Origin of the sequence: Kordiimonas gwangyangensis DSM 19435 = JCM 12864 (assembly GCF_000375545.1) — a bacterium.
Classification (GTDB): Bacteria; Pseudomonadota; Alphaproteobacteria; order Sphingomonadales; family Kordiimonadaceae; genus Kordiimonas; species Kordiimonas gwangyangensis.
The window spans coordinates 865,726-887,311 of sequence record NZ_AQXF01000001.1; the positions used below are offsets into that span (position 1 = coordinate 865,726).

18 protein-coding genes are annotated in these 21,586 nt (G+C 57.2%); 9 read left to right on the forward strand and 9 right to left on the reverse strand.

All coding sequences use genetic code 11. The features are described 5' to 3' along the window. Positions 1 to 43 precede the first annotated feature (43 nt). The 3 genes from B150_RS0104140 to dmpG are packed head-to-tail and all read left to right on the forward strand — an operon-like array spanning position 44 to position 2,792. Positions 44 to 829: a 2-keto-4-pentenoate hydratase gene (locus B150_RS0104140; RefSeq protein ID WP_020398626.1), complete on the forward strand. Its 786-nt coding sequence runs from the start codon at positions 44 to 46 to the stop codon at positions 827 to 829. Further along, positions 826 to 1,773 (forward strand): acetaldehyde dehydrogenase (acetylating), encoded by a 948-nt coding sequence (locus tag B150_RS0104145; protein WP_020398627.1) that lies wholly within the window; start codon positions 826 to 828, stop codon positions 1,771 to 1,773. The genes B150_RS0104140 and B150_RS0104145 overlap by 4 nt, the downstream gene beginning before the upstream one ends. Beyond that, the gene (gene dmpG / locus B150_RS0104150) at positions 1,770 to 2,792 is read left to right on the forward strand and encodes a 4-hydroxy-2-oxovalerate aldolase (protein ID WP_020398628.1); all 1,023 of its coding nucleotides are present in this window, start codon (positions 1,770 to 1,772) and stop codon (positions 2,790 to 2,792) included. Before B150_RS0104145 ends, dmpG begins: the two co-directional genes overlap by 4 nt. Positions 2,793 to 2,852: 60 nt before the next feature. Here the strand turns inward: dmpG and B150_RS0104155 are convergent, their stop codons facing one another. Together B150_RS0104155 and B150_RS0104160 are read right to left on the reverse strand one after the other, a co-directional pair. Next, positions 2,853 to 3,707 carry an alpha/beta fold hydrolase gene (locus B150_RS0104155; protein ID WP_020398629.1) on the reverse strand — a complete coding sequence of 285 codons (855 nt, stop codon included), beginning with the start codon at positions 3,705 to 3,707 and terminating at the stop codon, positions 2,853 to 2,855. Between the two features lie 79 nt (positions 3,708 to 3,786). Then, entirely contained in the window at positions 3,787 to 4,557 is a 771-nt protein-coding gene (locus tag B150_RS0104160; RefSeq protein ID WP_020398630.1) for a helix-turn-helix transcriptional regulator, read from the reverse strand. Positions 4,558 to 4,781: 224 nt separating this feature from the next. On the opposite strand from B150_RS0104160, the gene B150_RS0104165 reads away from it, so the two are divergent. From B150_RS0104165 to B150_RS0104180, 4 genes are all read left to right on the forward strand, one after another. Next, entirely contained in the window at positions 4,782 to 7,028 is a 2,247-nt protein-coding gene (locus B150_RS0104165; RefSeq protein ID WP_020398631.1) for a TonB-dependent receptor, read from the forward strand. Positions 7,029 to 7,110: 82 nt separating this feature from the next. Further along, positions 7,111 to 8,313, forward strand: a complete 1,203-nt coding sequence (locus B150_RS0104170) for a glycine C-acetyltransferase (protein ID WP_020398632.1) — start codon at positions 7,111 to 7,113, stop codon at positions 8,311 to 8,313. Between the two features lie 11 nt (positions 8,314 to 8,324). After that, the gene (locus B150_RS0104175; protein WP_020398633.1) at positions 8,325 to 9,098 is read left to right on the forward strand and encodes an SDR family NAD(P)-dependent oxidoreductase; all 774 of its coding nucleotides are present in this window, start codon (positions 8,325 to 8,327) and stop codon (positions 9,096 to 9,098) included. Next, positions 9,088 to 10,260 (forward strand): M20 aminoacylase family protein, encoded by a 1,173-nt coding sequence (locus B150_RS0104180; protein WP_020398634.1) that lies wholly within the window; start codon positions 9,088 to 9,090, stop codon positions 10,258 to 10,260. Before B150_RS0104175 ends, B150_RS0104180 begins: the two co-directional genes overlap by 11 nt. Positions 10,261 to 10,303: 43 nt before the next feature. Here B150_RS0104180 and B150_RS0104185 read toward each other — a convergent pair whose 3' ends face one another. The 6 genes from B150_RS0104185 to B150_RS0104210 all read right to left on the reverse strand — a co-directional run bounded on the left by B150_RS0104185 (position 10,304) and on the right by B150_RS0104210 (position 18,921). Further along, the gene (locus tag B150_RS0104185; protein WP_020398635.1) at positions 10,304 to 12,361 is read right to left on the reverse strand and encodes an alpha/beta hydrolase family protein; all 2,058 of its coding nucleotides are present in this window, start codon (positions 12,359 to 12,361) and stop codon (positions 10,304 to 10,306) included. Positions 12,362 to 12,501: 140 nt separating this feature from the next. Next, a complete protein-coding gene (locus tag B150_RS0104190; protein ID WP_025897703.1) occupies positions 12,502 to 13,671 on the reverse strand; it encodes an aminotransferase class V-fold PLP-dependent enzyme in 1,170 nt (389 codons plus the stop codon). A gap of 81 nt (positions 13,672 to 13,752) precedes the next feature. Further along, positions 13,753 to 15,027 (reverse strand): SMP-30/gluconolactonase/LRE family protein, encoded by a 1,275-nt coding sequence (locus B150_RS0104195; protein ID WP_020398638.1) that lies wholly within the window; start codon positions 15,025 to 15,027, stop codon positions 13,753 to 13,755. Then, positions 15,024 to 15,917, reverse strand: a complete 894-nt coding sequence (locus tag B150_RS0104200) for an NAD-dependent epimerase/dehydratase family protein (protein ID WP_020398639.1) — start codon at positions 15,915 to 15,917, stop codon at positions 15,024 to 15,026. Before B150_RS0104200 ends, B150_RS0104195 begins: the two co-directional genes overlap by 4 nt. Next, on the reverse strand, positions 15,914 to 17,392 hold the full coding sequence (locus B150_RS0104205; RefSeq protein ID WP_020398640.1) for an alpha/beta hydrolase: 1,479 nt from the start codon (positions 17,390 to 17,392) through the stop codon (positions 15,914 to 15,916). Before B150_RS0104205 ends, B150_RS0104200 begins: the two co-directional genes overlap by 4 nt. Then, complete coding sequence (locus tag B150_RS0104210) at positions 17,389 to 18,921, reverse strand: M20/M25/M40 family metallo-hydrolase (protein WP_020398641.1); 1,533 nt, start codon at positions 18,919 to 18,921, stop codon at positions 17,389 to 17,391. The genes B150_RS0104205 and B150_RS0104210 overlap by 4 nt, the downstream gene beginning before the upstream one ends. A gap of 105 nt (positions 18,922 to 19,026) precedes the next feature. On the opposite strand from B150_RS0104210, the gene B150_RS0104215 reads away from it, so the two are divergent. After that, complete coding sequence (locus tag B150_RS0104215) at positions 19,027 to 19,935, forward strand: LysR family transcriptional regulator (RefSeq protein ID WP_020398642.1); 909 nt, start codon at positions 19,027 to 19,029, stop codon at positions 19,933 to 19,935. Positions 19,936 to 20,008: 73 nt separating this feature from the next. Here the strand turns inward: B150_RS0104215 and B150_RS19675 are convergent, their stop codons facing one another. After that, positions 20,009 to 20,515, reverse strand: a complete 507-nt coding sequence (locus B150_RS19675) for a TetR/AcrR family transcriptional regulator (protein WP_155859921.1) — start codon at positions 20,513 to 20,515, stop codon at positions 20,009 to 20,011. Positions 20,516 to 20,745: 230 nt separating this feature from the next. On the opposite strand from B150_RS19675, the gene B150_RS0104225 reads away from it, so the two are divergent. After that, positions 20,746 to 21,585, forward strand: coding sequence for an alpha/beta fold hydrolase (locus B150_RS0104225; protein ID WP_020398644.1), 840 nt, complete (start codon positions 20,746 to 20,748; stop codon positions 21,583 to 21,585). The last annotated feature ends 1 nt before the right edge of the window (position 21,586 follow it).

Consider the following 21,586-nt stretch of genomic DNA (forward strand, 5'->3'; position numbering starts at 1 on the left):
GCTGCCTAGCGTGACTTCGCAAAATCACGGAATGGACCAACGAATGACAACACTTGAACAACTGGCGGTACGGCTGCGGGAAGCTTATGGCACCAAAGGGACTGCGCCCCTGCGGGATGGCCTCGCGCCTGATGATATCGAAGGCGCGTATGCCGTGCAGGCGCTGAACACCGAATACTGGAAACAGGCAGGTCGACAGATTGTAGGCCGAAAGATTGGCCTCACATCGACAGCCGTACAGAAGCAGCTTGGGGTCAATCAGCCGGACTTCGGCGTGCTGTTCAGCGATATGCGCATCCCCGATGGCGGCGTCCTTCGGTCATGCGATGTCATTCAAGCCAAGGCGGAGGCCGAGGTTGCAATCGTGCTGGCCAGGGATCTGGACCAGGATCATTGCACTATCGCCGATATCCTGCGGGTGGCCGATTACGCTGTGGCAGCGATCGAGATTGTCGACAGTCGCATCAGCAACTGGCAGATCACCTTCGCGGACACGGTTGCCGACAACGGCTCTTCCGCGTTTTTTGTATTAGGTGAAGATCGTAGATCCCTTAAAAATCTTGACCTTTATAGTTGCGGTATGGTGCTCGAGGTCAACGGAAAGGTGGCATCCATAGGGGCCGGCGCGGCCTGTCTCGGGCATCCGATGGCCGCTGCGGTCTGGCTCGCGAACACCCTTCTTGAGCGGGGCGAGACCCTCAGGGCAGGCGATATCATCCTGACGGGCGCCCTGGGGCCCATGATAGCCATGCAAACCGGCGACACCGTTCGCACCCAGATTGGGGGGCTGGGCGCCTGCTCCTTCTCTTTCGAAGAGGAAAATCAATGACCAGTTCCAGGAAGAAGGTCGCTATTCTGGGTTCAGGCAATATCGGCACAGACCTGATGGTCAAGATCATCCGTACTTCCGACCTGCTTGAGATGTCCGTTCTCGTGGGTATCGACCCGTCGTCAGACGGGCTGGCTCGGGCTGAGCGCATGGGTGTGGCTACTACCTGGGGCGGAATGGACGGCCTGCTCCGCATGAAGGAATGGGCAGATGTCGATATTGTCTTTGACGCGACTTCGGCCTCGGCCCATGCGGCTCACAATGCCGCGGTCACGGCTGCCGGCAAGGTAATGGTGGACCTGACCCCGGCCGCCATCGGGCCCTATGTGGTGCCGGTGGTCAACGGCGATGAGCATATCGCAGCACCCAATGTCAACATGGTGACGTGCGGCGGACAAGCCACGATCCCCATTGTCGCGGCGATATCCAGTGTGGCTGAGGTTCACTACGCTGAAATTGTTGCATCTATCGCTTCCAAAAGCGCGGGACCGGGCACGCGGGCAAATATTGATGAATTCACCGAAACGACATCGCAGGCAATCGAAAGTGTGGGCGGCGCCAAAAAGGGCAAAGCCATTATTGTTCTGAATCCGGCTGAGCCTCCGATGATCATGAGGGATACTGTAATGGCGCTCTCCTCCGGTGCGGATGAGGACAGTATTGCGGCTGCCGTTGAAAGGATGGTAACGCGCGTGCAGGCCTATGTACCGGGCTACCGGTTGAAGCAAAAGGTTCAGTTTGAGCGTTTCGGGTCCAACAATCCCGTGCGCATTCCAGGGCTCGGTGTGTTCGAGGGTTTGAAAACCACCGTCTTTCTTGAGGTTGAAGGGGCAGCCCATTATCTGCCAGCTTATGCAGGCAACCTTGACATCATGACCTCGGCCGCGCTAGCGACCGCTGAGAGGATAGCATGCCGGTCCATCGCCGCTGGAGTAGAAAAATGACCTTCGATCCGCTTCACCAAAATCTCTATATCCAGGACGTAACGCTGCGTGACGGCATGCATGCCGTGCGCCATCAGTATGGTCTCGATGCGGTTATGAAGATCGCCCGAGCGCTTGATGAGGCCGGCGTAGACGCCATCGAGGTCGCGCATGGCGATGGCCTGAACGGGTCGTCCTTCAATTACGGGTTTGGTGCCTGTACCGACTGGGAATGGATCGAGGCCACAGCCGATGTGGTGGAGAAGGCAGTGGTCACCACCCTTCTGCTGCCCGGCATTGGCACGATCGAAGACCTGAAGCAGGCCTATCGTCTTGGGATCAGATCTGTGCGTATCGCGACGCACTGTACGGAGGCGGATATTTCGAGACAGCATATTGCTGCTGCCCGTGACCTCGGCATGGATACCGTCGGTTTCCTCATGATGAGCCATATGATCGAGCCGGATGCCCTTGCTGCACAGGCGAAGCTCATGGAAAGCTACGGCGCGACCTGTGTGTATGTTACCGATAGTGGTGGCGCCTTGGATATGGACGGATATCGCGCGCGCCTTGAGGCATATGACCGGGTTCTCAAGCCGGAGACCGAACGGGGGGTCCATGCCCACCACAACCTTTCCCTTGGCGTCGCAAATTCGATGATTGCGGTTTCGGCAGGAGCGTGCCGGGTGGACGCAAGCCTCGCGGGCATGGGTGCGGGGGCAGGCAATGCGCCGCTTGAGGTTTTCATCGCCGCAGCGGACAAAAAGGCATGGCGGCATGGATGTTCTTTATTCAAGCTCATGGACGCCGCGGAAGACCTGGTCCGTCCTCTGCAGGACAGGCCCGTCCGGGTAGACCGCGAGACCCTCAGCCTCGGATACGCCGGTGTCTATTCAAGTTTCTTGCGACACGCCGAGAAGGCGGCGGTGGATTATGGTGTGGATGTCAGGGATATTCTGGTCGAGCTTGGCAGACGCCGAATGGTCGGCGGCCAAGAGGACATGATTGTGGATGTCGCGCTGGATCTGGCTGGCCGGTAAGAAAACCGTGCAAAAAAGAAGCGGGAATTGCGAATGCATTCTCCCGCTTCAGTTCAGGGACTAGACCAGTAAATGGATGAATGACCGAAGTATGCTTTCAAACTCTCCCGGTTTGGCGCGTTCGACCGAATGACCCGCCCCTTCGATAATCTTGAGCTGCGTGGCGGCGTTTGGCAGGTTTGCCGCGATTTCCTCAGCGTCGGCTGGCGGTGTAATCGGGTCCATATCGCCCGAGACAAGAAGAACCGGGCAGGTCACATCATCCAGCTTGCCCCGGTAGTCATAGGAGAACATCTCGTTCTCTTCGCCTGCAAAGGTGAAAAAGGACTCTAGCCGCATGGTGGCGCGCCCGGCAACCTCGGGGTCGTGATCTGCAGGGGAATAGAGCGGCATGCAGAGCTGCATGTATTTTTCGACCGCAGCAGGTTCGGGCTTGCGCCAGAATGCGTCTGCCGCCGCCCGTGCATCGGGGCCGCCCAGTTTCTCGAAACAGTCGAGCTTTCGTTCGAGGTTGGTATGGATGGCCGTATTAATGAGAGCAAGGGCTTTGGCGTGCCCCGGATGCCGGCGTGCGTAGTTCATTGTCACAAAGCCACCGAACGAGACTCCAAGCACAATCGGCGAGACAATGTCCAGCGCATCACAAAGACCTCTCACATCGTCTGCCCACTGGTCCAGCGTCCAGCTCTCGGTCGGGCCACTCTCGCTGCGACCGTTCGCGCGCAGATCCATGTAAACGACCTGGGCAATATCATTGAATCGGGAGAAATAGGGTTTGAAGGGTGCGTGGTCGAACCCGGGTCCCCCGTGCACAAGCAAAAGAGTGGGTTTTTCTTTTAGGCGTGGCCCGTCAGCCGGCCATTGCAACCCATCAACATCAAAGAAGATGCGGACACCATTGACTTCAATCTTCACTCTACCTCTCCTCGCATATCTTGCTGAGGAGACAGATTGAACGCGAGCCGTCAGAGAGGGCCATCCCGCAGATGGGGGGTCAGGGCTCGATCGCCCCCATCAGCAGTAGTTTGGTCAGGGCCTGTGCACGATTGGAGGCACCCAGTTTCTGGGCGGCATTCTTGAAATGGTCTCGAACGGTGTAATTTGACAGGCCCAGAATCTGCGCAATTTCGGTCGAGTTTTTGCCCTTCACCGCCCACTGCATGCATTGCAGTTCTCGGGGCGAGAGGGGCTTGTTTGTTTTCCGGTCTGCGTTACCCGCCTGATGGGCCAGCATATTGTGGATATGATGACTGCTATAGAAAAGCCGAGCCATGCAGTCAGGATCGTCTCGGAACTTCTTGGCAGGCAGGTCTGAATAGAAGGATACGATGGCGAGCCTGTTGAAACGGCTGTAGACTGGTACATTGATGCCAGTGCGTACCCCGCAGGCGTAACAATGTTTCAGATACGCATATTCATCGGCATTCAGCCGCTCCCCGCTGATATCAAGGTGGCCATCATTGTTTTCCCAGACGAAAGGAAGTGTCGTGCCCGACTTGAGAATACCGTTTGCAAACAGCCGGCGGATGGGGTCCTGCTGGTATTTCTCCTTGCCCCAGTCGCGGGCCGACAGTTTCTGGAAACCGTAACTCAACACCGACTGAGGGGCGTTGCTGAGACCGAGACCAGTCTCATCGGTTTTGTTCACACAATACATGAAAGCATGAAAACCGACATTCTGGATGGAGGTCAGAATCTTGGTCACCTCGCCAGGAAGCCCTTGACCGACGTGCGTGTAATTATGCTCTGGTGGCTGTTGGTCCATCTATGAGCCTCCATCCTGCGCTCGCGCTTGAGTGCCAAACCAAGCTACACTACAGGTTACAATCTAACTATAACGTTAAAGCATTATCCACCCCCCTTAAGTTGGGGATATGCGACCGCTCCCGCCTGATGAAAGACTTCCTCTTGGAGGGGCCGAGCGTGGCCCATGGGGAGTGCGGCAGGACGACGACTGCCCGCTCTGGTGAGGAACAAGTGGAGGGTAACATGAGCAAGATCGTTGTCTCGGGTAGAAAGTTTCTTCGGTTATCGCTGTTGGCAGGCACTGCGAGCAGCCTGATTTCCCTGTCCGGTGCCTATGCACAGTCTGCCGAGGAAGAAACAGCGTCCAGCACTGACGACAGTTTCTCCTTTGAGGAGATTGTCATCACCGCACGCAAACGTGCAGAGAGCCTTCAAGATGTTCCGATCTCTGTGACTGCCTTGCAAGGCGACGGACTGGCGGCGCGAGGTGTCGCGCGAGTTAAGAATGCGGTTGCGCTAGTGCCTAACGTATCGCTTTCCGATGCGGCCAACTCTAATAGCAATACCAACCTGACGATTCGTGGCATATCGACCAATGCACGGAACGTGGGCTTTGAATCCGGGGTAAGCGTTTATGTGGACGGCGTCTTTACGGGCCGACCGCTCAGCTTTAACCAAGACTTTGTCGATATCGACCGTGTGGAAGTCCTTCGTGGGCCGCAAGGAACGCTGTTCGGCAAGAACACTATTGCCGGCGCCATCAGCATCACCACCAAGAAGCCGGATTACGAGTTCGGGGGGCAGGTTTCGGCCGAGTATGGCAGCTTTGACAATCTTGCCGGTAGTCTAACCCTGAATATGCCTGTGGTAGACGACAAGCTGGCGGTACGAGTGAGTGCCTACGGGCGCGACCGGGACGGGATTGTCACAAACGTCTTGAACGGCGACAAATATAACGACGAAGGGTCCTGGGGCGGCCGGGTTCAGGTTCGCTTTGAACCTAACGAGCGGCTGACTTTCGACCTGAGCGGCGACTATCTGGACGAGAACCGCACACAGGCCTTCCCCGAAGTGCTGGACGACCCTGCGGCTCCTGGCCCGCGCAGCCTCGTCAACGACTATGTCCCTGTGGAGGAGCGCACAATACAAGGGCTTGGTCTCACAGGCTCCCTGGAACTCGCCAACGGCTCGACACTGACGAGCATCACAGGCTACCGCAAGAACGAGAACCGCACCGCAAACGACAACGACAATACTGCAGCCAGTATCCTGATTGCCGACTTTGCAGACGAGCAGGAATTGTTCACCCAGGAGATCCGCCTCGTTTCCCCAGGGGAACAGTTTATCGATTATGCACTTGGCCTTTTCTATCTGTGGCAGGACTCGAATGCCTTCCACCGCGGCATCTTCGGTGCGGATTTTCCTCTCACAGGCGGAACGCCCGTTAATATCGACAGCATTGGCGGTGTGACCACCAAAAGCTACGCCGCCTATGGTGACTTTCAGGTACACCTGACGGACCAGCTCACCCTCTTGGCCGGCCTGCGCTATACCCATGAGAAGAAAGCACTTGAATACAGCCAGCTCGGTTCATTGCTGCCGGGAGCGGTATTCGAACCCATCCCGGGTGTCACCGACAGCCTCAGCGACAATGATCTGTCGCCCCTAGTCGGCCTCAGCTATCAGCCGAACGAGGACATGACCGTCTACGGCAAGGTCACTTGGGGTTACAAAAGCGGGGGCTGGAACGCCGATTTCGTCGGATCTTCTTTCATCGCCGGTGCCGTGAACAGCCCGGATGGAGACGGCGTCTTCGCCGGCGACGACCTCGCGTTCCAACCCGAGAAGGCGATCAATTACGAACTCGGCTGGAAGGCTGAATTTGCAGGTCGCAAGGTGGTATCCAATCTCGCAGTCTTCTACACCGACTATAGCAACCTGCAGGTGTCCCAGTTCCTGGGTGTCCTGAATGGCGGCACCGTGATTACCAACGCCGGCAAGGCTGAAATCAAGGGCGCAGAACTTGAACTGGTGCTTCAGCCCTCAGCCTCGTTCCGCTTCGATGCTGCTATCGGTTATGTGGATGCAACATTTGACGAGTACGCCAACTGCACGCCTGCTGTGCCCAGTTGCGCCGGAAACGAACTGCCCAATTCGCCCAAATGGACAACGGCGTTTAGCGGCAATTACAGCACTCCGGTTGGCGAAACCTTTGAGTTGCTGCTCAGGGCAGAATACCAGTCACGTGCGTCGTCCTTCACGACACCGGAAAACCTCAGCAGGCTCTATATGCCGAGCTACGGGATTGCCAACGGATACGTAACGCTCTCCTCATTTGACGGTTGGGATGTCTCGCTAGACGTGAAGAATATCTTTGACAAGGACTATATCACCGGTGCCGTCAATGATGACCTTCTGGGTACAGGCCGGACATTTGTCGGGTATGGCCTGCCGCGAACCTACCGGGTCAGCGTGACGTACCGGTTCTAGTCGGGGTCCTCCCCCTTTGGGCGGCTCGCCCCCGACTTCCACTTAAAGCGGGCCGCCCAAATCTTGACCAAAGGCAACATCCATGTATGTAAGCAGCTTCGCGGCCGAGATGCGCCGTGAGATCGACGCCATCAAGGCCGACGGCCTTTACAAGACAGAGCGTGTTATCACGACACCACAGGACCGTTCAGTCTCTACCGTGGGGCCAGACAGGCAGAGTTCGGCGCTCAATTTCTGTGCCAACAACTATCTCGGTCTTGCCAATCATCCGGATATTCGTGCGGCGGCGCACGCCGCGCTCGATAGCCACGGCCTCGGCATGGCATCTGTCAGGTTTATCTGCGGCACCAGTGACCTGCATATTGCCCTTGAAAAGACAGTCAGCCAGTTTCTCGAGGTGGATGACACGATCCTCTATAATTCCTGTTTCGATGCGAATACGGGTTTTTTTGAAACCCTTCTCGGTAGCGAAGATGCGGTTATCAGTGACCAGCTCAATCATGCCAGCATCATTGACGGTATCCGGCTTTCCAAGGCGCAGCGCCATCGCTATCCGTCAGGCGACATGGACGCGCTTGAATCATGTCTGAAAGCCGCTGATGACTGTCGCCGCAAAGTTATCGCCACCGACGGTGTTTTTTCCATGGACGGCGAGATCGCGAAACTCGCTGACATTTGTGACCTGGCAGAAAAATACGGCGCTCTGGTTTTTGTGGACGATTCGCACGGCCTCGGCGTCATCGGAGCAACAGGGCGCGGCTCGGCGGAGCATCAGGGCGTCCTGGGGCGGGTTGATATATTTGCTGGCACCTTCGGAAAAGCACTGGGGGGCGGCTGTGGCGGTTTCATTGCCGGGCGGCATGAGGTTGTGTCGCTGCTGCGGCAACGGTCACGACCTTACCTTTTCTCGAACGCCATGCCCCCGCCCATTGTGGCGAGTACCTTGAAAGCCTTTGAACTGCTCGTGTCCGAGGACTGGCGCCTGCGTCATCTTAAGGAGGTGACGGCGCGCTTCAGGACTGAAATGACAGCGCACGGCTTTTCGCTTGGCGGAAACGAACATCCCATCAGCCCGGTCATGCTCGGAGATGCAAGGCTGGCCGCGCAAATGTCGGCAGCGCTTCTTGAGGCGGGTTTATATGCCGTCGGCTTCTGGTATCCGGTCGTGCCGCAGGGCATGGCTCGAATCCGCGTACAGCTGTCTGCCGCGCACACCGTGGCGGACGTGGATTGGGCGGTCGACCAGTTTGCGGCGATTGGACGCCGTTTTGGTGCCATAAAATAACGGATGCAAACATGATAGATTTCAAAGGCCAGACAATGTTGGTTACCGGTGCAGCAAGCGGAATTGGCCTTGCCGTTTTGCGCGGTGCCCTGCAGAACGGGGCCAATGTTGTGGCGATCGACCGCAATATGGAGGCCTTGACCGCCAGCCTTGAGGACGTGATCGGCAACCGGTGCCTGCTCCTCGCGGCGGACGTCACAAATGTCCAGCAGGTTCAGCAGGTTGTTGCGGCTGCGTGCGAAAACTATGGACGTCTCGACGCACTGGTTCACAGCGCCGGCATTGGGCTCGAGAAGAGTTTTCTTGGAACCGATCTCTCGGACTGGCAACGCGTGATCGATATCGACCTCACGGGCACGTTCATCACATGTCAGGCGGTTGCGCAGGTCATGGCTGATGCGGGTTACGGCCGTATTGTCACTCTTGCCTCAACGGCGGGTGTGCGCGGGGGCACCGGTCGCGCAGCCTACGGTGCAGCCAAGGGTGGTGTCATTACGCTCACCAAGGTCATGGCGGTTGAGCTTGCCCAATACGGTGTGACGGCAAATGCCCTTGCTCCCGGCGCAATTGAAACCGACCTGGTGAAGAAAATGCATTCGGCAGAGACGCGCAAGGTCTATCGCCAGGCCATTCCCATGGACCGTTACGGCACGCCGGAGGAGGTTGCTTCCGCCGCGCTTTTCTTGGCCTCGCGGGAAGCCGCTTATATAAGCGGACAGGTTTTCGGGGTGGATGGCGGTTTTCTGGGAGCGGGTGTCCTTCACCGCAAAAACCATGCAGTCTGACCGCGTCCTCCCTTCCGCCGATGAGATAACTGCCTGGCGAAGATATCTGCATTCAAGACCCGAACTTGCCTTCGATGAGGTGCATACCGCCACCTTCATTGCGGAGAAACTGCGCGAGTTCGGGTGCGACGTGCATACCGGTATCGCAGAGACCGGCGTTGTCGGGATTCTGGGGAAAGGCCTGACAGATCGCGCGATCGGCCTGCGGGCCGATATGGATGCCCTTCCCATCACCGAAACCAATGATTTCCCCCATCGCAGCCAGAGAGAGGGCTGCATGCATGCATGCGGACATGACGGTCACATGGCCATGCTTCTTGCCGCCGCGCGCGAACTGGCAAGCGGGGAGGAGCCGGATGGGCGTATATATTTCATATTCCAGCCTGCCGAGGAAGGCGCGGGCGGAGGAGCCGCCATGATACGCGACGGTTTGTTCGATCGTTTCCCCATGGAGGCCGTTTTTGGGCTGCACAATGTCCCGGGGCTGGAAGCTGGTAGCTTCGCCACGCGTACAGGACCTATCATGGCGGCGCTCGACCTTTTTGACATCAGAATAGCGGGAAGGGGCGGTCACGCCGCATTCCCGCAAAATTCCTCCGATGTTATTGTTGCAGCAGGTGCCCTAATCAGCGTGTTGCAGACCATCATCAGCAGAAATGTTTCGCCTGCCGATGCGGCTGTCCTTTCTGTCACCGCAGTCGAGGCAGGAAAGACCTATAATGTTTTGCCGGATACGGCCTCTCTCAAGGGCGCTATCCGGTCCTTCACCCCCGAGGTACGCACTGCGATTATTGACCGTGTGCTGGCCGTGTGTCGGGGTGTAGCTGAGGCCTACGGCGTATCGATAGAATCTAGTTTCGAAGTTGCCTACCCAGCTACCATCAACAGTGAAAGAGAGACCCTGTTCGCAAGCGAGGTCGCGCAAGACCTGTTCGGTACAGACGGTATCAATGGCAATTGCGCCGCTCAGATGGCGTCGGAGGACTTCGCCTTCATGCTTCAGGAGCGGCCTGGTTGCTACATGCTGATCGGTAATGGCTCGCGGCAGGGTGGATGCCTTCTCCACAGCAGCGACTATGACTTCAATGACGCCATACTTGAGAACGGCGCCCAATACTGGGTGGCGCTTGCCAAGGCCTGGCTGGCGCGGTCGTCTGTGTGAAGGCGGCAGGGTTTCCAAAGCCCCGCCGCAGGGTTGCCGATCGCTACTTCCCGCAATTCATCGCGTCCCCGGTGGAATTTTCCGCCAGGAGCACGGACGTGAAAAGAATGTAATTTTCGCACGAGGATACGCGCAAGTCGGCCGGCGTGAAGAGCACATGCCCCCGTCCCGGAAACACACTCAGTCGCACATCGGCACCGCTGGTCTTCAGGGAGTAGAGGTTTTCAATAGCCTGACTGAACGGTACACGCTGGTCACTTTCTCCATGTTGGATCAACACCTTCAACTTACCAGCGGCTGGGTGCGCTACAGGAGACGCTTCTGAGAACGCCTCGACCGCCTGCCAGGGTCGGGCGCCCGCGAAATAATCTTCAAACAGCTGGCTGAAGTCGCTGGTTGCGATATAGCTGACAAGGTTTGACGGGCCGGCACCGATAGATGCGGCGAGGAACCGGTCGCTTCTCCGGATTGCCATGCTCGAGACATAACCGCCATAACTCCAGCCACCGATGGCCAGCTTCTCGGGATCGGCAATGCCGGTGTCCACCAGATGCTGCACGCCGGTCAGCACATCGTCTATGTCCCGCTGACCAAGGGCACCTGCCAGATGACGGCGGAAAGCGCCGCCATAGCCCAAAGATCCGGTAAAGTTGGGACTGAAGATGGCAATGCCCTTTTCAAGGAGCGCCCCGCGCGGAAAAATATGTGGCGCAGACAGGAATACATCCTGCGACACGTTCGGAGGCCCACCATGGACAAAAGTCAGAACAGGAAGCGGAGTGCCCGGCACATGACCCAAGGGGAGCGTCAATAGCCCTTCAATCATGTCCCCTTCGCTGTTTTGCCATTCGACAGTCTGTGAACTGGGATAGCCCTCTTTTACAACTGCTGCATTGATTTCACTGACAGGATTTGGCTGCCCCTCACCCAAGCTGTGCACATAAATTTCCGGCGGCTGGTTGCTTTTTTCAAGCACCAATGCCGCGCGCGTGCCGTCCCGGGATATATCGACAGGATGTCCAACCGGGATCAGGTGTACAGACGAAATAAGTCTCTCTCCAATATCGAGGCGTTTTACGCCGCCTTCCCGCACAATACCGAAAGTCGAAAGGGTGCGATGTGTTTCAGCAAAGAACACACCGCTGCTGTCGCTGGTCCAGGACAGGAGGTAGGGCATCTGGTCAGGGGTATTGGCAAAAGGAATAATCCCGCCCGACGCAATATCCAGAATATGGGTTCTCAGAATACGGTGCGAGCTTGGGCCGTCATCCACCTTCAGGAAGGCGAGCTTCTTGCCATCAGGGGAATAAAGCGGATTGAAGGCGGCCACCAGCCCGGACGCGGTGTTTGTTTCGCCGGTGGCAATATTGACCATGGAAATGCGCGACTGCCCCCACGCGCTGGCCAAGGCTTCGTCCGTCCAGGAGAAAGCGATGGCCTGCCCGTCCGGCGACCAGTCGAAACCGGGCGCGAGGGCATGTGCGACATGCTGCTCATCGGTGGAGAGCTTGCGCAGGCTTTCTTGGGGGGCTCCAAGGTTCACTATATACAAAGCGTTGAGCGGAGGAGTAGGCGCGCGCCAATCCGGATTGTGCTGCTGGGCCTCTTCTTTTGCCGGTTTCTCGGGCGAAGAGGCCACGATTGCCAGGGTCTGTCCGTCAGGCGACCATTTGAAGGCCCGAACCGACAAGGGAAGGTCGAGTGCTGTGATGGTGCCGTCAGCGGGATTGATCAGTTTGAGAGCACCCGCACTGATAACAGCAAGTTTGTCACCGTCGGGAGACCATGCAGGCGCAGAAGGCGCGCCCAGCCCATAAATCAGCGATGCCTTTCCGCTACCTGATATAATCCGCAGGGAGCGTCCCGGAGTTTCCCGGCTGTAGTCGATGATGACAGCTGCAATTTTTTCCCCGTCCGGCGACAGTGCGACTTCGTTCACGAGTTTCGTCTTGAATGCCTTTTCCAGAATGGGCGGATAGGCACTGGCGTTGCTGCCCTGTACCTGACTAATTTGCTCTGCATGCACGGAAACGACATTATTGGTCACCGTTACTCCAACAACCAGGGCCGCACTCCAAAGTATTATACTGATCGCTTTCATGTTCCCCTCCACAGGTCGCTTCGTCGCGGCTGCAACCGCGCCGACCCGTAAGCGGGTGGCCCATCCAGCCTGCCCGCGAAGCTTAACCTTGTATGACCGGACTTCCTGATCCCGCAACTGAGGGGATATTTTGTGGCGGACTAGAGTCGAGCGAGAGCCCTTGCAAAGCGCTCGACCTCAGCTTCTGTGTTGTAATAGTGGACGGATGCCCGTACGACCGGCCCGGTGTTCCGAGCGCCAAGATCAAGGAGTGCGTATTCTACACTAGAGACAGATACATCGATCGACTGCTGCCGTAGGGCCGCTGCAATTGCGTGGCTGTCCCTACCATCTTTTGAGAAGGTTGTGATACCGCACTTGCGTTGTCCCTGGTCGTGCAGGTTTATGCTCCGGATCTCACCAAGCGCCCCGCGCAGCCGGTCGGCCAGGGTTGTGACCCGCTCCTCGATCGCCTTCAGACCGATTGTGCGGGCGTATCTGACCGCTGCCGCCAGTCCTACCCGACCCGCAACGTTGCTTTCCCAGTTTTCAAACCGTTTTGCGCCTGGCATGAGCTCAAAATCACGGACACCCGTCCATTTTGCGGCATGCAAATCGATGAACGGAGGATCGAGTTGCGCGGCCAGCTCCCGTTTGACATACAGAAAGCCAGTACCGCGCGGCCCGCGCAGATATTTTCGTCCGGTGCCGGTGAGGATGTGACAGCCGATAGCGGGAACATTGAGCTCGATTTGCCCGACCGATTGGCAGGCGTCGAGAATATAGACGAGACCGTGTTTCCGAGCAATTTTCCCCACAGCGGCAGCGGGATTCACAAGCCCTCCCTGTGTCGGAACATGGGTGATCGCAATGACACGGGTACGCGAGGTGACCAATTTTTCCATGGCCACCACATCAATCTGTCCAAAGCTATCCGACGGCGCAACATCGATCTCAACGCCGCGCCGTTTTGCAAGATGGAGAAACGCGAGAAAATTGGAAGCATATTCGGAAGCGTGGGTGATAATGCGGTCTCCACGCTCAAGGGGCAGGCCATAAAATGCCATGTCCCACCCCCGAGTGGCGTTTTCCACGAATGCTATTTCGTCAGGGCTTACTTTCAGTAACGCGGCAAATTCGGTGTAGAAACTTTCAAGCTGTTCCTTCGCGCGAAACTCCGCTTCATATCCGCCGAAATCCCGTTCGATTTCAAGGTGGCGCCGGACGGTGTCATAGACCGGTAGAGGCATCAGTGCCGCCCCAGCGCTGTTGAAATGCAGGAGATGACGGCAGCCAGGGGTTTCGGCTCGGATGGCATTGATATCAATCATGTGCGGTCCATTGCCAAGACCACCGGTCGCTAAGGAAGCACCAGATGGCAGGAACGAAATGAATACTCAGGTTATCGAAGTCTAGCGGACGGTCAATATGCATTTGTTGCCGGTCTTTCCCAGATTGAAACCGAGGAGAGTCGACGGCACCGGGGCTGCCACATCGGGATCTAAGCTTCTGTCCGGTTTCAAGGCGTCCATGGATGAACTGGCGATATAGTGAAGGCAACCACCCTCGATAAAGCCGGTGGTTGGAATGCGATATGCCGGATGAAACAGGTCATGCAGCTCAGCATTCTTCACCTGTACCGTATCGTCGCCAGCCAACTGGGTCACGACGATCTTGGGGGCTCCAAGCGCATTCTGCACTCCCACAAGGGTATCCTGCCAGAGATACAGTCCGTCAAGGCCGCCGAGTGAGATACCGGCAGGGGTCTTGAGGCGTACATGCCCCTGCGCTCCCACCTCTCCGTCCGAGCCAACGGCCAGGTCAAGGCGTATGACACTCCGATAATCGCCGATATAAAGGCGGGTGCCGTCCACCGTGCAGCTTATGCCGTTCGGGTAACGGATATCCTCGTCGGAATATAGCTCCGTCAACATGGCGGATGGATTTTCCCTGCTCGCCACAAATATCTTGTGCTGGCGACTGTCAGTTACAAAAGCGTGGCTGGATGTCAGGCACAGATCATTAAGCTCGGCACCTACCGGCCCATCGATTGAGCGAGCCGTATTGTCTGCCGTATTTACAATAATGACCGCCGGCGGAACGTCCCCCGCCAGGTCAACGGGATTGCTGAGAGCCCAAAGGTCACCTGTGTCGGTGGCATATTTGAGGCCGTAGAAAACTCCCCGGCCATCGGCCGGCTGCAAACTACCAGGCTGGCCAGAAGGATCCGCCAACCGGAGAAACTCGATCAGGTTTTCTCTCAGGCTGCCGGCATAAAGGGTTCCGGTTCTCGGATCGAAGGCTACACTCTCGGGCAGCAGAGTCTCATTCGGCAAAACAAGGCTGGTGTCGCTTGTTCCGGGGGACGCTGCGGAACGCATCAGTTCCTGCAGGTCATCAATGACAGGGCCCGCGGCGGCGGCGTGCGATTTCCAGACAAAATCCGTAGGGTCGACGCCCATGCGCCACTTCTGCGCCACCAGATATTGCAACCAGTCAAGTGCAGCGCCTTCGTGGCCCACCAGGTTATTAACCCGCGCAAGGTAATAGGCAACCGCAAGGTCGTCTGTATCCTCATGAAGGGCTTTCAGCCGCGTGATGGTCGGGTGCTCTGCCTCCTCGGCGACAGCACAAACAGGCGTGCATGCGAGGAATAGCAGGGAAATGGTGCATAGGGCCGCCTTCATGCGTGCCGTCTCCTCTCTGAAAAATCCACATCCGGACTGGAATCGAGAAAATCCGGAAACTGGATGCGCGGTTGCCATCCTATCGCCCGGGCACGACTGTTGTGCGCCGTCACTGAGCGTTCAAGAAACGCGCTGGCGTCATCACGCAGGTCAGGGTCACCGGCGTTTCGAGCTTCGGCGCTACGTCCCGCGTGCCTTGCGGCAGCCTGCACCACATCGCTGATCAGGGTGCCGGGTTGCGCGGCGTGGAAAATACCATTCGCATCGGCGGTCAGAGCCTCAAGATAGAGAGCGCAGACATCTGCAATATGGACCATAGGCCATTCATGCTGTGACCCCTCATAATAAACATAGGCCCCACTGTTGCTGCGCGGTAGTATATCGCACAGATGACTCCCAATCCCGCCATAAACAAAACCGAGCCGGATAATGGCTACACGGTTAGGCAGCCGCAGCAGTACCCGCTCCACCTGATTGCGCCAATGTCGGGAACCGGCATCAACATCCGAAAGCCTTTCCGGCCCATTGAACAGGGCGGCTTCAGCAATGGTGCCGTCAGTCCCGGACAGTGAGGAAAACAGATTACCGGTGTAGATAATGGGAAGCGTCGTGTGGCTGAACGCCTCACAGGCGCGCAGATCAGCCCCAGCGACCTCGCCGTCCTCGGAATATTCCATGGCGGTATGCACAATGACATCGCAACGCTTCATCACCTCGAGATGCCGCGATAGATCACGCAGGTCTGCCTGCAGCCATTCAAGATTTTTGGTGTTTGCATCCGGCGGACAGGCTTGCCGGGTAAGCGCCACAACCTGATATCCCGCACGCAGGAATGTGGAACGGACATGTCGGCCAATGTAACCGGATGCGCCTGTCAGGAATATTTTCATGACTGGCCCCCTTGCCCGTCAGGCTTCCGGAACCGCGGGGGAGGAATCCCCTCCAAGCATTCCTGATAGACAGCATTGGGGCGGAGAGTGTCAAAAAACTCGGTCGCGAGGGGAACAAGACAGGTGTCCCAGACAAATCCAAGACTGTGGGAACCGTCTCGAACTGCCACAATGGTGCTGTTTTTCAGGCCCGGTTGCGCATCCTGTGCCCATGCCAGCGGTGTGGCCGGGTCGGCTGTGCCATTGAGGATCAACAGCGGCCGGTCCGATGAAGGACGATAGAGATGGGCGGTGGGCGCCTGGCCCTGCGGCCAGAATGAGCATATCTCGGAAATATTTCTGATCCGGTCCATGCCATAAAGATTTCGGGCCTCGGCCGCCTGCGCAGCATTGATATCGGTACCGCGGAAATCCTCGCTACACTGGATGGAGGCCCAGCTACCTTCACTCAGGAGGGCGGCCTGAGCGCGCTCCGTGCGAATGATGAGGTCAGTAAGCAGGTCAGCATGGTTGCCGGCGTATACTTGTTCGGTCAACTCGGGCAGCAGGGCGGAACGCTGTGCATCGTATAGAAGGCTGCGCACCACATGCAGGAAGGCTCCCTTGTTGACGGACAGGGTTTCCGTTGCGCCCGAGGCAGGGGACGTAACTTTCATCTGCAGGGGTGTGTCTTCCAACCTGCGGACAATCGACAGGAATTTCTCTGCGAAGCCGGGATAGGCATCCCGGCATTCAGCATCCTGTTCGCATTGGCGCATCCGGTAATCCAGAATGTTCCGGAAATGGGTCCCGATATCGCTGATACCTCTTTCGGACAAGGTGGCAAGCCCGATTGTCACACCAGAGCGGACAGACGAGCCATACCGCGCCATGAGATCGAGCAGCACACGGGAGCCGTAGGACGAGCCGACGAAGTTGGCGGGGCGATATCCGAGCCTGCCCAGGATGTCGATAAGGTCATCGGCAATATCTGGAGTGGTATACTGACTAAGGTCCGCCCGCTTGGAAAGCTCTTCATGGCACGCGCGGAAACGTTCCACCGACCAGCTCTGTCCAACATAGGCACCCACCGCATCAGGCTCATGCGTGAGAGCACACTCCAGTTTGTCTCGCCCACTTGTGCCGCGCGCATCGATAAAGACGAGATCTCGGTGTTGGCGCGCGGGCGCCCAGCTTTTTGTGCGCCAGCCAACCGAGTCGGTCACGGTTATGCCGGGGCCGCCCGCGATAAACACAACCGGGTCTGCCACACGGCTCTGCGGCTTCAGGGCTTTGGCCACAATCACATTCAGCGCAATGGTTCTGCTGCCGGTTTTGCTGCGACTTTCGGGCACATGAGCCGTGCCACACACAACCTCGCCGTCCAGTTCACCCATGCAGGGCTGCAGTTCAATCGGCTGAACCTCAGCATGGACAAGTGTGTGTCCGGATGTGCCCAATAGAAGCGTGAGCAGGGGAAGGAGAATTTTTTTCATCGGAAGGTGACCGGTTCGCTCAGGAGGGACATAAATGTCTGGATTCCCTCGACATAATTACCAAAACGGAGATTTTCGTTCGGGCTGTGCTGATTGTTTTCCAGATAGACCGTCGGCACGCCGATTGCGGGGATGCCAAGAGCTTCCACAAAGGGCGCAATCGGGATTGATCCGCCCATCATCCGGATCTGGACCGGTTCTTCGGAGAAGGCGCGCGTAAGGGCGCTCCGGGCCCAGGCAGCGGCCGGAGATGCCAGTGGTGTACGAAACGCGTTATAGGCAACGCGATATTCAAGCCTTGCCAGATTGGCATGGCTGGCTCTCTCCTCCGGGGTCGGGTATTGGCCTGCAATCAGGTGGAACCCCTGGTGCCTGATGTGATCCTTGATCAGTGCTACCAGCCGCTCCGCCGGTATTTCCGGAACGAGCCGGATATCAAGTTCTGCCACGGCGGTAGCAGGCACGATGGTTCTTGTCTGCGCACCCGTCCATCCACTCTGCAGGCCCAGAATGGTAAGGGAGGGATATTGCATGGCTTCCTGATAGGAAGTGGCAACCCGGTCAGGAACTTTCACACCGAGATGCGCGAGGATATCTGCCTCGTTGTCCGGAACGGCGGCGAGCACCGCGCGCTCGGCCTCCGTCAGGTCAACCCCTTCATAAAAACCGGGAATGGTGACCCGCCCCAGCGTGTCCTTCATGGAGGTGAGGAGCCTGGACATACCTAGGGCAGGGTCGGGCGCATAGTTGCCAAACGTGCCACTATGCTGCGGGAAGAGAGGGCCGAAGGTGGTCAGTGTCAGCCGGGCTATACCACGGGCACCGAAAAACAGTGTGGGCCGGTCAGTGTGGTGACGAGGACCGTCGAGAATGAGCAGCAGATCCGCCGCGAAGCGATCGGGATTGTCCGTCACCACTTGAGGAAGGTTGGGCGAGCCCAGCTCTTCTTCAAAATCGAGCACGATTTTCAGGTTGAAACTCGGTTGCCGCTTGCAGTCCGCCAGCCTGTCCAGCGCCGCCAGCAACATGGCGATCGGTCCCTTGGCATCGGAGGCGGAACGGGCAAAAATGCGGGCTTCAGTCTCCAGGATTTCTCCTGCCTCGGGCCAGGATCTCTGCTGCCACCCCGCTCCGTCCCTCACCTTGAGGACCGGCTCGAAAGGTGACGATTGATCCCATTTGCTTTCATCCACCGGTTGCCCATCCGCCTGAAGGTAAACAAGGATGGCTGGTAGGCGTGGGTCAATCTCACGAGACGCGAGCAAAAGGGGGCTGCCTGGCGTCTTGATCTCCTGAATCGAAAAGCCCCGGCGTTTGAACTGCCCTGAAATCCAATTGATGTTCTTCGCTATCTGCTCCGGGAAATGTGCGTCATTAGGAATACTCAGTAATTCCCGCAGCAGCGGGAGTGAGCGGTGGGCTTCATCTGCTGCTGCAGACGCAAGTCCGGCTTCATCTTTGAAGCTGCATTCGGCCTGCACCGGGGCTGCAGCCAACAAAAGCGAGGTGCATAGTGCAACCAGTTTCATGAGAGACGCCCTTTTATACAAACGGGGCAGAGCATCAAAAAAGGCTGCCACTTGGTCAAATTTAATATATTTCTATATTCTATGAGTAAAATTAATGGAGCAGACTTGGCACTTCTTGTGACATTTGACACGCTGATGGAAACCCGCAGCGTCTCAGGAGCAGCAAAACTTCTGTCGGTCACCCAGTCGGCCACGAGCCATAACCTCAACCGTCTGCGGCGGCTATTCGACGACCCCCTGTTTGTACGCGTGGGGCATGAAATGCAGCCCACCGTCCGCGCGCTGGAACTGGCTGAACCTGTAGGGGCTGCCCTGGCCGTACTGGGGGAGACCCTGCGGAATAGCGGCAATTTTAACCCGCTCATCTCAGATCGTGTCTTTCGCCTGGCGGTGACCGACTATGTAGAAGCGATTTGCATGCCTACAATTGTGAAGTTGTTGGCGGAGGCGGCACCCGGCATCCACATCGTGTCACTACCTACCTTCGACAATCATCTGGGCCGGATGGGGCGCTCGGTGGACTTGGCTTTCGGGCGGTTTGAAAAAGTGCCGTCGCAATTCCATCAGGCTGTCCTATGGCAGGAAAAATTTGTTGTGATTGCTGCTGCCGATCACCCACGTTTGCGGGAGAACTCCTTGACCCTTGAGCAATATCTTGCGGAAAAACATGTTCTCATCAGCCCAAACGGCAAGCGACGCGGGCTGGTTGACGAGATGCTCGCAGAAAGGGGGCAGGAACGCACCGTTCAACATGCCACCCGGGGCTTTTCGGCACCGGCCAGGCTTGTGGCGGTGTCGGAGCTCATCGCCACAATACCGGAACGGATGGCTCGCCTGCAAGCACGTGAACTTCCCATACGATGCTATGAGCCACCGCTGCCTCTGGGTACATTCGACTACAAGATGATCTGGCCGCCCATGGTTCACACCGACCCGGCGCACAAATGGATGCGCACGCTTCTAAAGGCCAAGCTGCCTTCGGCAACATTCGTAGGGCATTCAGTCTCGGAATGACCAGATTGATTTGGATTCGCGGACTGGCATGCGCTAGCGTATCTTTTGTGTACTTGCTATTAGGGATGGCCTATTAGGGATGGCGCAGAAGGTAGGCTTGTGAACTCTTGGCAAGCGTCTCAGCCGCCGCAGCGCGGATCATTGCGCTCCCAAGCAGGCTCGAATAGGTGAGGAACGCTCGTACTCTCGCCGATTCTCGACTTTCCCCCATGTCCTGAAACGCCCCCTCGATATATGACAGCCGGTGCGTGTCCACCTCGGCCACTGCGGCTGCGGCGATTGGGTCGCGGGACGCCCAATGCCTGATAGAGAGTTCAATATCTGCACCATCATTAGCCTTTTTGCTGCTGTAAGGCAGGTTCAGAAGTTCCTGTAGTCGTTCCTGCGGGCCAAGTTGTGCATTGTTAAGCCGGGAAATAATCTGACTTGTGGCTTTCTGGCGCCACTTGCTGAGGATGGCCTGGTACAGCGCAGGGCGATCCTTGAAATGATGATAAAAACTCCCCTTCGTGACCTTGAGCTTGAGAGCAAGCGGCTCAATCCGCACGGCATCAATGCCCTTTTTGGCCAAAACATCCATTGCCGCATCCACCCAACTGTTTGTGTCAAGTGGGCCGATTGTCTTGCTACTCCTGCGCACGAACACCTCTCAATGCCTTGAAAACATTACACTCTAGCTAATGCCTCCCGCATAAAAAGTCAAAGAAATAGGCAACAATATAATCCAAAAATGTAAAAAACATACGGTACCGTATTGACAATAATCAAATCTCGTGAAGAATTATCCCAAGGTTAAACGGAGGGAAAAGCATGTCTCTTGAAACTGTCGCAGGTGGGCGCGGAAAGCGCGTTAAGGCCTTTGGCCTTGAAACCAACTATCTTGAAGCTGGCTCCGGCGAGCCCTTGCTGCTGCTGCATGGATCCGGCCCCGGTGTTTCGGCCTGGACCAACTGGCGCCGGGTCATGCCCGCCTTTGCGGAGAAGTTTCATGTACTTGCACCAGACCTCGCCGGGTTTGGCTATACCGAACGTTCGGATGATTTCACATACGACATCAAGAACTGGGGCAAGCATCTACTGGGCTTCCTTGACGCCCTTGAACTCGGCCCTGTGCATGTGGTGGGCAATTCATTCGGTGGCTCATTGGCGCTCGCGGTGGCGGCCCGGTTTCCAGAGCGGTTCAAACGCATCTGTTTGATGGGCACCCCTTGCGGCAAGTTTGCCATGACTGCGGGCCTGCGGGCCGGATGGGATTATGAGCCTGGTCTCGAGAACATGAAATCGGTCATGATGCATTTTCCCTATAACCCGGCCACGGTATCGGACGAACTCGTGCGCGAGCGGTATGAGGCCAGCCTTATTCCGGGCGCTCAGGAAGGTTTGCGCAATCTTCTGGCCAAGCCCTCGGACGACGGAGAGACCATTCTTTCCGGCATGCCGGAAGCGGTTGTCAGCCAGATTGGACATCCGACCCTGGTGCTGCAGGGTCGCGAAGACCGGGTCATCCCCATGGAAATGGCCCTGCGCCTCGCGACCAATATGCCAAGGGCAGAACTGCATCTGTTTCCGCAATGCGGTCACTGGGTACAGGCCGAGCGAACCAAAGATTTCATCGATCTGGCGAAACGACATTTCAGTCAGGGAGCATAGG

Excerpts from the sequence above, each read along its gene's own strand:
- B150_RS0104170 (WP_020398632.1), top strand. The coding sequence starts at position 7,111 with ATGTATGTAAGCAGCTTCGCGGCCGAGATGCGCCGTGAGATCGACGCC.
- B150_RS0104225 (WP_020398644.1), top strand. The coding sequence starts at position 20,746 with ATGTCTCTTGAAACTGTCGCAGGTGGGCGCGGAAAGCGCGTTAAGGCC.
- B150_RS0104205 (WP_020398640.1), bottom strand. The coding sequence starts at position 17,392 with ATGAAAAAAATTCTCCTTCCCCTGCTCACGCTTCTATTGGGCACATCC.
- B150_RS0104140 (WP_020398626.1), top strand. The coding sequence starts at position 44 with ATGACAACACTTGAACAACTGGCGGTACGGCTGCGGGAAGCTTATGGC.
- B150_RS0104160 (WP_020398630.1), bottom strand. The coding sequence starts at position 4,557 with ATGGACCAACAGCCACCAGAGCATAATTACACGCACGTCGGTCAAGGG.
- B150_RS0104145 (WP_020398627.1), top strand. The coding sequence starts at position 826 with ATGACCAGTTCCAGGAAGAAGGTCGCTATTCTGGGTTCAGGCAATATC.
- B150_RS0104200 (WP_020398639.1), bottom strand. The coding sequence starts at position 15,917 with ATGAAAATATTCCTGACAGGCGCATCCGGTTACATTGGCCGACATGTC.
- B150_RS19675 (WP_155859921.1), bottom strand. The coding sequence starts at position 20,515 with ATGGATGTTTTGGCCAAAAAGGGCATTGATGCCGTGCGGATTGAGCCG.
- dmpG (WP_020398628.1), top strand. The coding sequence starts at position 1,770 with ATGACCTTCGATCCGCTTCACCAAAATCTCTATATCCAGGACGTAACG.
- B150_RS0104175 (WP_020398633.1), top strand. The coding sequence starts at position 8,325 with ATGATAGATTTCAAAGGCCAGACAATGTTGGTTACCGGTGCAGCAAGC.
- B150_RS0104180 (WP_020398634.1), top strand. The coding sequence starts at position 9,088 with ATGCAGTCTGACCGCGTCCTCCCTTCCGCCGATGAGATAACTGCCTGG.
- B150_RS0104210 (WP_020398641.1), bottom strand. The coding sequence starts at position 18,921 with ATGAAACTGGTTGCACTATGCACCTCGCTTTTGTTGGCTGCAGCCCCG.
- B150_RS0104185 (WP_020398635.1), bottom strand. The coding sequence starts at position 12,361 with ATGAAAGCGATCAGTATAATACTTTGGAGTGCGGCCCTGGTTGTTGGA.
- B150_RS0104190 (WP_025897703.1), bottom strand. The coding sequence starts at position 13,671 with ATGATTGATATCAATGCCATCCGAGCCGAAACCCCTGGCTGCCGTCAT.
- B150_RS0104165 (WP_020398631.1), top strand. The coding sequence starts at position 4,782 with ATGAGCAAGATCGTTGTCTCGGGTAGAAAGTTTCTTCGGTTATCGCTG.
- B150_RS0104195 (WP_020398638.1), bottom strand. The coding sequence starts at position 15,027 with ATGAAGGCGGCCCTATGCACCATTTCCCTGCTATTCCTCGCATGCACG.